We start from the raw sequence: 12,457 nt of genomic DNA, 5'->3' as shown, positions 1-12,457 counted from the left end.
GTTTTTTCTAAAGGTGGTAAACGACGTAAATATGGTGGCTCTACCACAAGACATGGGTTCCGTAAAGGAGATTTAGTTTCTTCTCCCAAAGGAATTGGTTATGTTAGTGGAGATACCGAAAAACAGCTATCTGTAAGCGATGCCAATGGTCAACGATTGGGACAGATAGCTGTTAGCAAGATTCAGTTAATTCGTCGTTCTAACGGTTTAATTGTTTCTCGCTAACTAATATAAAGCCGCCCTCCGCTATCGCTAAAGGGCGGGGTTTCAGACCCAGTTTTTCAATGAAAATTCTCAGAACCCAAACCCTGCGCGGTCCCAACTACTGGAGTATTCGTCGCGACAAGATCATTGTTATGCGCCTAGATCTCGAAGATCTCGCAGAGAAGCCATCGAATGAAATCCCAGGCTTTTACGAGGGATTAATCGACGTTCTCCCCAGTTTAGTCGAACATTACTGCTCCCCCGGTTATCGCGGCGGTTTCTTTGAACGAGTCCGCACCGGGACTTATATGGGCCACATTATCGAACATATCGCCCTAGAATTGCAGGAACTGGCGGGAACTCCCGTCGGGTTTGGTCGCACTAGAGCCACCTCCACCCCCGGAGTCTATAACGTGGTATTTGAGTACGTTGACGAGCAAGCGGGACGTTATGCAGGTCGGGCCGCCGTGCGTTTGTGTCAATCCCTTGTCGATACGGGAACCTATTCTAAGGAAGAATTGGCCCAGGATTTAGCCGATTTACGCGATTTATGCAATAATGCCGCCCTTGGTCCGAGTACCGAAACCATCGTCAAAGAAGCACAAGCTAGAAATATCCCCTGGTTACTCCTGAGCGCTCGTTCCATGGTGCAATTGGGCTATGGCGTTCACCAAAAGCGCATTCAAGCCACTTTAAGCAGTTTTTCGGGGATTTTAGCCGTTGAGTTGGCCTGTGACAAGGAAGGCACGAAAACTATCCTCAAGGATGGAGGGATTCCAGTCCCCCGGGGTACGGTGATTCAATACTTGGATGAATTGCCAGCGGCAATCGAGGAAGTGGGAGGATTTCCCATCGTGATTAAACCCCTCGATGGCAACCACGGCCGCGGCATCAGCATCGATGTTAAAAATCAACAGGAAGCAGAGGAAGCCTATGATCTAGCCAGTGCCGCCTCGAAAACCCGCAGTGTGATCGTAGAAAGGTACTATAAAGGCAGTGATCACCGAATTTTAGTCATCAATGGCAAAGTTGCCGCCGTGGCCGAACGGATCCCCGCTCACGTCGTCGGTGATGGGCGCTCAACTATAGAAGAATTAATCGAAATTACTAATCAGGATCCCAACCGGGGTGACGGTCATGCCAACGTTTTAACTAAAATAACCATTGACAAAACCGCCCTTAATGTGCTAGGAAAACAGGGCTATGAATTAACCAGCATTTTAGAACAAGGTGCGATCGCCTATCTGCGGGCCACCGCTAATTTAAGCACCGGCGGCATCGCCGTGGATCGTACCGACGAAATTCACCCCGAAAACGTCTGGATCGCCCAAAGAGTGGCAAAATTAATCGGTTTGGACATTGCCGGTATCGATGTGGTGACAGATGATATCCGCAAACCCCTGAAAGAAGTGGACGGGGTAATCGTAGAAGTCAACGCTGCCCCCGGTTTTCGGATGCACGTCGCCCCTAGTCGCGGTTTACCCCGCAATATCGCCGCCCCAGTTATCGATATGTTATTCCCCCCCGGGACTCCCAGTCGCGTGCCAATTCTGGCGATTACGGGAACTAACGGCAAAACCACCACTAGCCGCTTAATTTCTCATATTTGCCGACAAACGGGGAAAGTAGTCGGATTTACCACGACGGACGGGGTATATATCGATGATTATCTGGTAGAAAAGGGCGATAACACCGGTCCCTACAGTGCCAGTATGATTTTGAAGGAGCCCACGGTCGAGATTGCCGTGTTAGAAACGGCCCGGGGTGGTATCCTGCGATCGGGTTTAGCCTTTAATCAGTGCGATGTGGGAGTGGTGTTAAATGTGGCCGCCGACCATTTGGGTATCGGTGATATCGACACCATCGAACAGATGGCGAAGGTAAAAAGCGTTGTGGCCGAGGTGGTTAGCGCCGAGGGTTACGCGGTCTTAAATGCCGATGACCCTTTGACCGTTAGTATGGCCGAAAAAGTGAAGGGAAGAGTCGCTTATTTTTCCATGAGTCCCGATAACCCGATTATTCACGACCATATCCGTCGCGGTGGCATGGCCGCCATTTATGAGAATGGCTATCTGTCGATTCTAGAGGGAGAATGGACGCTGAGAATCGAGGAAGCGGTCAATATTCCCGTGACTATGCAGGGAATGGCTCCTTTTATGATTGCTAACGCCTTGGCCGCCTGTTTAGCGACTTTTGTGCAGGGTATCGATATCGAGTTAATTCGCCAAGGGGTCCGAACTTTTAAACCTTCCGTGGCCCAGACCCCCGGCAGGATGAACCTGTTTGACTTGGGACACCATCACGCTTTAATCGATTATGCCCATAATCCCGCCGGATACGAAGCCGTCGGCGGTTTTGTCGGCAATTGGTCCGGGGAAAAAGTCGGCGTGGTTGGGGGACCTGGCGATCGACGCGATGATGATTTAATTTTATTAGGGAAATTATCGGCCCAAATGTTCGATCGAATTATTGTCAAGGAAGATAACGATACTCGCGGTCGCCGACGGGGGGAAGTGGCCGATTTAATTCTCAGGGGAATTAGCCAAGAAAATGCCAGTATGCGTCCGGAAGTGATTCTCGATGAAACGGAGGCTTTAGAGAAGGCTTTAAGCACGGTTTCTGAGGGGGGTTTAGTGGTAATTTTCCCGGAAAGTGTCACCCAGGCGATCGATTTGATCGAGAAACATCGACCCCTGACCGATAATCAGGGTTAGAAGTTAGGAAAAATAGCTAGAAAATAAAGTAGTGCCAATTGTTACTGAGTACGATAGTTTAATCAAAATCAGCCGAAATCCCTATTATGAGACTCGGCTTGGTTCCGCTTATTTGGGTAATAGCCTGACTCTGATGGGGGAGTTGCCGGATGAGAGTGTCGATTTGATTTGTACTTCCCCACCCTTTGCCTTAGTAAGAAAAAAAGAATATGGCAATGTGGACGCTGATGATTACGTTGAATGGTTTAAAATATTTGCTGGTGAATTTTATCGTATTCTCAAGCCCAAAGGCTCCCTAGTTATAGATATTGGTGGTAGTTGGCTTAAAGGTTTTCCCGTCCGTTCTCTGTATCATTTCGAGTTAGTTATAGAACTTTGTAAACCGAGATTAGAAGGTGGACTAGGTTTTTTTCTCGCCCAAGAACTTTTTTGGTATAATCCAGCCAAACTTCCTACCCCCGCAGAATGGGTGACAGTCAGGAGGGAACGCGTCAAGGATGCTGTCAATACCGTTTGGTGGTTATCGAAGGAGCCGCACCCGAAAGCCAACAACAAGAGAGTTTTACGCCCTTATAGCGAGGCAATGAAAAACCTGATTAAAAATGGTTATGAGGCCAAACTGCGCCCGTCAGGACATGATATTTCCACTAAATTTCAGAATGACCGAGGAGGAGCTATTCCCCCAAATATTATTACTGATTCTATTCAGGAAAGAGGCGCATCTATAGGTAGTCCAGTCCTAGGAGAGTTCAACTGGATTTTAGAGAATGATTTAGGGCAGCCAGTAAATGTTATATCTGCTTCTAACACGGCATCTAATGATTACTATCAAAGAAGATGTAAGGAAGAAGGGGTGAAACCCCATCCTGCTAGATTTCCGCAAGCTTTACCCGAATTTGTTATTAGTCTCTGTACTGAGCCTGGGGATTTAGTTCTCGATCCTTTTGCTGGTTCAAACATGACAGGACGAGTAGCTGAAACCCTTGAGCGTCGTTGGTTAGCGTTTGAATTAAATGAAGATTATATGATAGCGTCGCAGTTTCGATTTGAACAAGATGCTCCTTTAGTCGTAGCGCCTATAAAGGATAGAAAAACTCTTAAAGCACGAGCCTTAGAACTGGCTAATGATTATCCTGACAAAAGCTTAACAATGGATAATCAAAAACCTTTTGTTCAGTTGGATTTGTTTCCTGCAAGCGATGATAGTATGACAGACAAAAAAATCATCAGATTTACCTACGGCGACCAGTTTTCTCCTAAGCAATTTCAAGTATCTGAATTAGTACAACTTTGTTCTGATTGTCTTCCCGATCGTCGAGTGCTTCAGGATGAGATTGCTAAACGTTATTATGCTGGTCATTCCAGCCAAAACGATCTACAGAAAGGAGAGAATCGTGGCAAACTTGCCATGAATACATTTCTTTCCCTTCGTGCTTATAAGTTGGTTGAATCAATTGATGGTGATGATTGGCAGTATCGACTCACGGATATCGCTAATGAAATATTAGACAATCAACAAGATAGTGAGACAGTTTTCACAATTTTTGCTCGCCATATTCTTGTTAACCTAACTGGAATGTCCCTAATAAAAGCCATAGAAGCGATTAATAGCAGGGGAGATAAACCCCAGCTAGAAATCATCGCTTACGAACTTCAAGAAATGGGGTATTCACTCTCGACCAATTGTACTTATGTTAGTACCATGAGACAATGGTTACAAGAAGCCAAAGTCCTAGAGAAAAGTTACGAGATTAACTGGGATCGAGTCTATGATCTATTAGAACTCGATCGAGACTATATTGACGAGCTTTATACTCTTAGTTCCGAACAAAAATATTTTTTACTGGCTATGCTTCAGATGGCGATTACTGAGCTAACCGAGTGGAATAAAATTACCAGATACGCCACCAGTGTTTATAAAATCCGATTCCCCTCGAAATCTTTTGTTCAGGATATTATTCAACCTTTAGTAAAAGTCGGCTTAATTGCAACTGAGAAAACAACCGGTGGACGAGGAGCGAAACCTAATCTTGTCAAGCTTACTGAGAAATCACAGCTAGAACTGTTATCTAGATTATTACAATCTATATCCGATATTACAGAAATCTCCCAAACGGAGCTAAATCGAAGTTTTGAAGATGTTGTTAATGACCTAGATAATCCCGATAAACATATTAAAGGTAAAGCTCTTGAACTGCTGGCGATTTGGATGATTCGTCTCACCAGTCTTAGATTCACAAAATGGCGGAAAAGAGACTATGAAACTGGACAGGGTGAAGTAGATGTTCTGGCAGCATCAGACCGCTTTGTTTATCATCGTTGGCAAATTCAGTGTAAAAATACAAAGCGAGTAGATGTAGAAGTATTAGCCAAAGAAGTTGGTATGACCTTCGTAACGGGGTCTGACGTAGTTATGATTGTGACTACTGGTGAATTTACTAGAGACGCTTTTCAGTATGCTTATCGAATGATGGAAGTATCGAGATACTATATGGTGTTGATACAAAAAGAAGACATTGATGCAATTAAACAAGATAGAACCAATATTATTAAAATTCTTGATCGTCGTGCAAGGCGCGTGTTCGCCAAGAAAGAGTTGGGCTTAACTGATGATACAATTGACGAGATAGAAATTGAAGATAATTCACTGGCAGAGTTATTGGAAGTCTCTGGAGAGGAATAAAATTCCAGAAAATATTCAGCTTGGCATCAGTCAACGATTTTTAAAAGCTTCGATCGCCAGCAAAGTATCCCTAGGGCTTGCTGAATAAATCTAAAAACTTTGTTGGATAAGGCTTTTAGACTTTTTTTCCCTCAAAAAGTGCCGGACCTGGGAGTGATCGGGGGTAAAATTCCGGGACTTTTTCCCTGAAAATTAGGTAACTGACTACCTCAAAATCGGTAAAACCCTACACCCTACACCCCACACCCCACACCCTGCCCCCACGAAAAACTTTTTCAGCAGACCCTAGCTATCTCGCCATTGAGATAACTGCTGTCGAACGCTAATTGCCTACTCTCATCTGAACCAAATTCTTAAATCTTACTGAAATCGCCTAAAACTGACTGAAAGTGTCGGCTAATTTATCAGCAATTCCCTCGATCCAAATTTCATCTTGTTTAGTATAACTGCGCGGCGCATTTGCCGCCAAAATTAACACCCCTTCCTTACCGATGGGTTGACAGATTAAGCCTTGGGTGTTTTCTGGCAAATAGTCAAACTCGATTTTAGCGGGATATAAATTTAAATTAACTAAATAAACGGCTTTACCAGTTTCTAAAACTCTTTTGATAATATTACTAACTTTAACTTCAGAATTCTCCCTTAGGATACCGCGACGTAATAAAACTTCTCCCCGATAATAAACGATCAGAGATTTTGTCACGGTGTTAGTTAAAAGTAAATGGGAAGCCCAAGCAAGCTCAATTTTAACCGCTTCTGGCAAATCTGGGGCAAATTCCAGTCCTTCGCGCCCGATTAATTCCACAGCATCCGGTAAGCGGGGTTGAACTCTTTGCCAGATTAAACCCACCAAAATTAAAACCCCACTCAAAATCACTCCCATCACATCGGAACGCGCTTGCGATGGGGTTAAATCGGCAGTGGCAAAACGATTAAACATTAATACCGTACCCCCGACGATGCCGGCGAACAGGGGTAACAGTCTTAAAATACGATTGGGATCAGCTTGTGCCATAGCTGAGAACTATTCCTCGTCTGGTTCTAGAATACGTTGAAAAAGATAGCCTGTACCTCTAGCGGTGAGAATTAACTCAGGATTGCTGGGATCATCCTCTAATTTGGCTCGTAAACGGGAAATATGCACATCTACCACCCGCGTATCCACATGACGTTCGGGGGTATAACCCCAAACTTCCTGAAGGATTTCCGAGCGCGAAAAAGCTTCTCCCGATCGACTGACCAATAATTCTAGTAAACTAAATTCCATACCGGTCAGACGGATGCGTTCATCCCCCTTATAAACTTGGCGTTTATTGGTATCGATTTTAATTGAACCGATATGAATCACACCAGAACTGGGAATCCCCGGGGCGCCATTTTTCTCTACCCGACGCAACACCGAACGAATCCGCGCTTCGAGTTCTTTGGGAGAAAAAGGTTTAACTACATAGTCATCCGCGCCCAATTCTAGCCCGGTAATTCGATCGGCCACATCCCCCAAAGCCGTTAACATAATGATAGGAATATCCGATTCTTTGCGGAGTTCCTGACAGACACCGTAACCGTCTAATTTCGGCATCATCACATCCAAAACCACTAAATCGGGTTCAGCGGTTCGGAAGGTTTCTAAAGCTTCCTCTCCGTCGGCGGCGGTGACGACTTCATAACCAATCATCGACAAACGAGTCTCTAAGATACGACGGATGCTGGCTTCATCATCAACAACGAGAATTTTTTCCTTCTGGTTCTCCAACTGACTTAACACTCCTTAGTTAAATAGTGTGATGAATTTTAAAGTTAAATAACGAGCGTTCCTGTTTATAGAATATCCTTTTGCCGTTATCATTAAGCCTAAATTTCCTATTTTATTTCTTTTATGGCAATTATCAATAACTTTAGGGTCTTGCTTCCCATATATCATACTTAATTAAATTTGACAAGAGAATTGATCCCCAAACCGCTTTTCTGCAACTTTTCTTAAAAAACATGGCGAAATCGCGAACAATATATATCTGTAGCGCTTGTGGGGCGGAATCTCCCCAATGGTTGGGAAAATGCCCCAGTTGTGACACCTACGGGACTTTAGAAGAACAAGTGGTGGCTGGTGGCAATAATCCGGCGGTAAATCGCCCAGGATGGCAAAATAGTCGCCCAAATAACGGCAAAGGGCAACGCAACCCCCAACCGCGCATCTCGGTTCGCTTCTCGGAAATTACCCAGTATGAACAGGAACGTTTTCCCTCCGGTTACGGGGAATTTGATCGCGTCCTCGGTGGTGGCATCGTCCCCGGTTCTCTTGTACTAATCGGCGGCGATCCGGGCATCGGCAAATCGACGCTTTTACTGCAAGTTACCAACCAACTCGCCCAAAGATTACCGCGCATCCTCTACGTTTCCGCCGAAGAATCGGGACAACAGATTAAACTGCGGGCTGCCCGTTTGGGGGTGGGAGTGGTTGCCGTGGAGTCGGAAAATAATGGCAATGGCAAGGAGAAAAAAGCCTCTGAATCAACCTCAGAACTCGATAATCATCTCTATGTTCTGCCAGAAACCGATTTAGAGGAAATTTTGCGAGAATTAGAATCTCTACGCCCACAGGTGGCGGTAATTGACAGTATTCAAACTCTTTATTTTGGGGCGTTAACTTCCGCACCGGGATCTGTCGCCCAAGTTCGCGAATGTACCTCCGCCTTGATGCAGGTGGCAAAACGGGAGAATATTACTTTATTAATTGTCGGTCATGTGACTAAAGAAGGGGCGATCGCCGGTCCGCGAGTTTTGGAACATTTGGTCGATACGGTGTTATATTTTGAAGGCGATCGCTATGCCTCCCATCGTCTCTTAAGATCCGTGAAAAACCGTTTTGGGGCAACCCATGAAATCGGTATTTTCGAGATGGTGGATCACGGTTTGGTGGAAGTGGAAAACCCCTCGGAATTGTTTTTAGGCAATCGCGACGAATTTTCCCCCGGTACGGCGACGGTGGTAGCCTGTGAAGGTACACGCCCGATTGTGGTGGAGTTACAGGCATTAGTTAGCCCCACCAGCTACGCTTCCCCCCGAAGATCGACCACGGGCATAGAATACAACCGATTACAGCAAATTCTCGCCGTTTTAGAAAAGCGCGTCGGTATTCCTTTATCGAAATTAGATGCCTATGTTGCCTCCGCAGGAGGGTTGGGAGTGGAAGAACCGGCGGCGGATCTGGGAGTTGCGATCGCTGTTGTCGCCAGTTTTCGCGATCGAGTCGTGGATCCGCGTACAGTCTTAATCGGGGAAGTGGGATTAGGCGGACAAGTGCGCCTAGTGTCGCAAATGGAACTAAGATTAAAAGAAGCGGCTAAATTGGGCTTTAAACGGGCGATTGTCCCCAGAGGTCAAGTTTATCCCGAAGATGTGGGCTTAGAAATTGTTCCAGTCGGCAAGGTAATCGAGGCAATTGTCGCCGCAATCCCCCCCCAGCAGCGCTTTGGGGAAGATATAGAAGACGAGGAAGGGGAAGGGCAAGAATAACGGTACAATGCTAAAAAAGATTAAATTACTTGGGAGATTTTCACCATGTCTGTGTTAGCTGTTGCTGCTTTGGCGGGTTATCTGATCGTTTTTACCGGAATTGCCCTCGGTCTCTTTTTCGGTCTGCGCTCCGCTAAAATTATCTAGTATCTAAACAGTGAAAAAGCTGTAGTGATCGGTTTAACTGGTCACTATTGCCAATTCTAGGGGAAATAAAAAATGACTGTTATTCCCGACTTAAAAACTCTCTACGAAATTGATGATTCTCTCTGGTTAGAAGAAACTATAGAACTGCTCAAGGCTAAAAATTTTGACGCTTTAGATTTAGACAATTTAATCGAGGAGTTAGAAGATTTGGGAAACGAGAAGAAGTTTCGTGTGGCTAGTTTTTTACAGCAAATTATTCGTCATGCTTTGTTACTGCAATTTTGGATAAGCGAAAGAGAATATAATCAGGCTCATTGGCAAGCAGAGATAATAAGTTTTCAATATCAGTTAAAGCGCTATTTAACTACAAATCTTCGTCAATATCTAGAACAGGAATTTGAGCAAATTTACTTTGAGTCCCTGCGATACGTTCGTCAAAAAAACGATAATAAAGTCAACCTTCCTGATACCTGTCCCTACAGTTTAGAAGAACTTCTCGATCCTAATTGACTACCACGTTACGAATAAAGGAGATAAAAAATGACTGTTATTACCGACTTAAAAATTCTCTACGAAATTGATGATTCCCTCTGGTTAGAAGAAACCATAGAACTGCTCAAGGCTAAAAATTTTGAAGCGTTAGATTTAGACAATTTAATCGAGGAGTTAGAAGATTTGGGAAACGAAAAAAAGTTTCGTGTTGCCAGTTTATTAGAGCAAATTATTAGACATTTTTTACTCCTACAGTTTTGGACAAGTGAAAGAGAATATAATCAGGATCACTGGGAGTTAGAAATAGTCAACTTTCAAATTCAGCTAAAAAGAGGCTTAACCACCAATCTCCGTAATTATTTACAAAATGAATTAACTAACATTTATGAAGATGCAGTTTTCTTTGTGCGGAAAAAGACAAAGAATAAAGTTACTTTCCCTGATACTTGTCCCTACAGTTTAGAAGAACTTCTCGATCCTAATTGGCTACCACCTTACGAATAAAGGAGATGATAATGACTGTTATTCCCGACTTAAAAACTCTCTACGAAATTGATGATTCTCTCTGGTTAGAAGAAACCGTCGAACTCTTGAAAGCGAGAAGATTTGACACTTTAGATTTAGAGAATTTAATCGAGGAGTTAGAAGACTTGGGCAGCGAAAAAAAGTTTCGTGTTGCTAGTTTTTTACAGCAAATTATTCGTCATGCTTTGTTACTGCAATTTTGGACAAAGGAAAGAGAATATAATCAAAGTCATTGGGAGTCAGAACTGGTAAATTTTCAAGATCAATTAAATACCTACCTAACGGCAAGTTTACGGAAATATTTAGAACAGGAATTTGATAATATTTATCAGAAGGCAATCCGTTATGTGAGAAAAAAGACCAACAATCAAGTCAACTTTCCCAATACTTGTCCCTACAGTTTAGAAGAACTTCTCGATCCTAATTGGCTACCACATTACGAATAAAGGAGATAAAAAATGACTGTTATTACCGACTTAAAAACTCTCTACGAAATTGATGATTCTCTCTGGTTGGAAGAAACTATAGAACTCTTAAAAGCGAAGAGATTTGACGCTTTAGACTTAGAAAACTTAATCGAGGAATTAGAAGACTTGGGAAACGAAAAAAAGTTTCGTGTTGCTAGTTTATTAGAGCAAATTATTAGAGATTGTTTATTATTACAGTTTTGGACAGAGGAAAGAACATATAATCGTAGTCATTGGCGTTCAGAAATCGTCAATTTCAAAAACCAGATCGACACTTATTTAACTACTAATCTCCGCAATTATCTCACTAAAGAATTACCTCGTATTTACCAGAAAGCTTTAAATTATGTTAGAGAAAAAACCGATAATAAAGTTAGTTTTCCTGGGGAATGTCCCTACAGTTTAGAAAATCTGCTCGATCTCAATTGGTTTCCTCCAGAAAATGAATAAAGGAAAAAACGAAATGCTGAAAAAGTTTCTACGTTGGCTGATTATTGGGGGAACCTTATTTTTTGTTCTCAGTAACCTTAAAAATAACTGGGATAACGTCACCTCAGTTAGAATTGAAAATCACGGCTGGTTATTTCTTTTCTTGGCACTTGTCACCACCATTATCGCTCAAATTTGGGCAGGATGGGTGTGGACATGGATACTCAAAAGCTATCAACAACCGATTAAACCCTCCACAGGAATTGGCATCTATATGATTACCAATTTAGGAAAATATCTACCCGGTAATATCGGCCACTTTTATGCTCGCATTGTGGCAATTAATAAAGCAGGAAGTGATTGGGGAACCGCTAGTTTAAGCGTTGTATTAGAACTTTTATTGCTGGTGTGTGCAGCCTTAGCCATAGCAGTTATTGGTAGTGGTTTAGGTTGGATGAAATCTAGCTCAAGTCTAGGGATACAGATATTAGTTTTAGGATTAATTTTAATCGGCATTCATCCCAAATTTTTAAATTATCCTCTGAAAATCCTTAGCCAAAAGAAAAAGATTGCTCAAGAACCGGTTTATCTAACTAAATATCCTCTTATACCTCTCCTGGGTGAAACTGGATTTTTATTGTGGCGCGGTGCAGGTTTTATTTTAGCTTGGATGGTATTAAAAATCATTACCCCCGCTCAGATTTTACCCCTCTTAGGAACCTTTAGTTTTGCTTGGTTATTGGGTTTAGTTGTCCCCGGTGCGCCGGGAGGATTAGGAGTTTTTGAAGCCACAGTAATCGCACTTTTAGACGCAGAAAAATTTCCCGCCGCCAACGTACTTATCACCGTTGCTATCTATCGTTTAATTAGCATTCTCTCTGAAGTCATTGCCGCCGGAATCGGGACAAAATTAGTTAAAGATAAAGCCAAGTTTTTTGGTTAGCTTAAGGATATTATACTAAATCTGGTTATTAAAAACTGATTATCTATTGCTCCTTTTTAGTATTAGTCGGTTGTGTTAGCCCAATGTAACGCACCCAGAAGAAAAGTTTTGATCATTGTTAACCGAAGATAATTTTCTCAACTACTAAAATCTATCTCCTGACTCCCAAATTCTGATGTAACATAGGATCAATAATCAGCAAAAACATGGATACTCCCACCTAGAGAGGCCGAAAAAATGACGATTGCCAAAAGCGACGAAACTGCCACCTCTCCGGCACTGATAGAAGAAGATTTCGAGGACTTCTGGGAACCCACCCCACCCCCCACAGACTTAATTT

Annotated in this window: 11 protein-coding genes and 2 pseudogenes; 11 read left to right on the top strand and 2 right to left on the bottom strand. The window is 43.1% G+C overall.

The annotated features are described in order from the left end of the window. The 3 genes and pseudogenes from IM322_RS20075 to IM322_RS20065 all read left to right on the top strand — a co-directional run. Positions 1 to 225, top strand: a pseudogene (locus tag IM322_RS20075) (hypothetical protein); the annotation flags it as partial. 59 nt (positions 226 to 284) lie between these two features. Then, entirely contained in the window at positions 285 to 2,918 is a 2,634-nt protein-coding gene (gene cphA, locus IM322_RS20070) for a cyanophycin synthetase (RefSeq protein WP_287675861.1), read from the top strand. A gap of 31 nt (positions 2,919 to 2,949) precedes the next feature. Continuing rightward, on the top strand, positions 2,950 to 5,601 hold the full coding sequence (locus IM322_RS20065; RefSeq protein WP_287675860.1) for a DNA methyltransferase: 2,652 nt from the start codon (positions 2,950 to 2,952) through the stop codon (positions 5,599 to 5,601). A 373-nt stretch (positions 5,602 to 5,974) separates the two neighbouring features. Here the strand turns inward: IM322_RS20065 and IM322_RS20060 are convergent, their stop codons facing one another. Both IM322_RS20060 and rpaB read right to left on the bottom strand, forming a co-directional pair. Further along, complete coding sequence (locus IM322_RS20060) at positions 5,975 to 6,616, bottom strand: cofactor assembly of complex C subunit B (protein WP_287675859.1); 642 nt, start codon at positions 6,614 to 6,616, stop codon at positions 5,975 to 5,977. A gap of 9 nt (positions 6,617 to 6,625) precedes the next feature. Continuing rightward, on the bottom strand, positions 6,626 to 7,354 hold the full coding sequence (rpaB, locus tag IM322_RS20055; RefSeq protein ID WP_002781934.1) for a response regulator transcription factor RpaB: 729 nt from the start codon (positions 7,352 to 7,354) through the stop codon (positions 6,626 to 6,628). A gap of 233 nt (positions 7,355 to 7,587) precedes the next feature. Between rpaB and radA the strand changes: the two genes are divergently transcribed. The 8 genes and pseudogenes from radA to IM322_RS23810 form a co-directional block, all read left to right on the top strand. Beyond that, on the top strand, positions 7,588 to 9,114 hold the full coding sequence (gene radA / locus IM322_RS20050; protein ID WP_149986179.1) for a DNA repair protein RadA: 1,527 nt from the start codon (positions 7,588 to 7,590) through the stop codon (positions 9,112 to 9,114). Between the two features lie 45 nt (positions 9,115 to 9,159). Then, a complete protein-coding gene (gene petL, locus IM322_RS20045; RefSeq protein ID WP_002752397.1) occupies positions 9,160 to 9,261 on the top strand; it encodes a cytochrome b6-f complex subunit PetL in 102 nt (33 codons plus the stop codon). 72 nt (positions 9,262 to 9,333) lie between these two features. Then, on the top strand, positions 9,334 to 9,771 hold the full coding sequence (locus IM322_RS20040; RefSeq protein WP_287675857.1) for a DUF29 domain-containing protein: 438 nt from the start codon (positions 9,334 to 9,336) through the stop codon (positions 9,769 to 9,771). Positions 9,772 to 9,801: 30 nt separating this feature from the next. Beyond that, complete coding sequence (locus IM322_RS20035) at positions 9,802 to 10,257, top strand: DUF29 domain-containing protein (protein WP_287675856.1); 456 nt, start codon at positions 9,802 to 9,804, stop codon at positions 10,255 to 10,257. 11 nt (positions 10,258 to 10,268) lie between these two features. After that, positions 10,269 to 10,724 (top strand): DUF29 domain-containing protein, encoded by a 456-nt coding sequence (locus IM322_RS20030; protein ID WP_287675855.1) that lies wholly within the window; start codon positions 10,269 to 10,271, stop codon positions 10,722 to 10,724. Positions 10,725 to 10,736: 12 nt separating this feature from the next. Then, on the top strand, positions 10,737 to 11,195 hold the full coding sequence (locus IM322_RS20025; RefSeq protein WP_287675854.1) for a DUF29 domain-containing protein: 459 nt from the start codon (positions 10,737 to 10,739) through the stop codon (positions 11,193 to 11,195). Then, positions 11,188 to 12,117, top strand: a complete 930-nt coding sequence (locus IM322_RS20020) for a lysylphosphatidylglycerol synthase transmembrane domain-containing protein (protein WP_287675847.1) — start codon at positions 11,188 to 11,190, stop codon at positions 12,115 to 12,117. Before IM322_RS20025 ends, IM322_RS20020 begins: the two co-directional genes overlap by 8 nt. A gap of 237 nt (positions 12,118 to 12,354) precedes the next feature. Beyond that, positions 12,355 to 12,457: pseudogene (locus tag IM322_RS23810) on the top strand (Uma2 family endonuclease); the annotation flags it as partial.

The organism is Microcystis sp. M109S1 (genome assembly GCF_020247025.1).
Taxonomy (GTDB): Bacteria; Cyanobacteriota; Cyanobacteriia; order Cyanobacteriales; family Microcystaceae; genus Microcystis.
The sequence above is the reverse complement of the archived record's forward strand: the minus strand, read 5'-3'. Positions and strand labels throughout refer to the sequence as shown.

Bases quoted from the DNA above. Each gene is read 5' to 3' on its own strand.
- petL (WP_002752397.1), top strand. From the start codon at position 9,160: ATGTCTGTGTTAGCTGTTGCTGCTTTGGCGGGTTATCTGATCGTTTTT.
- IM322_RS20025 (WP_287675854.1), top strand. From the start codon at position 10,737: ATGACTGTTATTACCGACTTAAAAACTCTCTACGAAATTGATGATTCT.
- cphA (WP_287675861.1), top strand. From the start codon at position 285: ATGAAAATTCTCAGAACCCAAACCCTGCGCGGTCCCAACTACTGGAGT.
- IM322_RS20060 (WP_287675859.1), bottom strand. From the start codon at position 6,616: ATGGCACAAGCTGATCCCAATCGTATTTTAAGACTGTTACCCCTGTTC.
- IM322_RS20020 (WP_287675847.1), top strand. From the start codon at position 11,188: ATGAATAAAGGAAAAAACGAAATGCTGAAAAAGTTTCTACGTTGGCTG.
- IM322_RS20040 (WP_287675857.1), top strand. From the start codon at position 9,334: ATGACTGTTATTCCCGACTTAAAAACTCTCTACGAAATTGATGATTCT.
- IM322_RS20030 (WP_287675855.1), top strand. From the start codon at position 10,269: ATGACTGTTATTCCCGACTTAAAAACTCTCTACGAAATTGATGATTCT.
- IM322_RS20035 (WP_287675856.1), top strand. From the start codon at position 9,802: ATGACTGTTATTACCGACTTAAAAATTCTCTACGAAATTGATGATTCC.
- radA (WP_149986179.1), top strand. From the start codon at position 7,588: ATGGCGAAATCGCGAACAATATATATCTGTAGCGCTTGTGGGGCGGAA.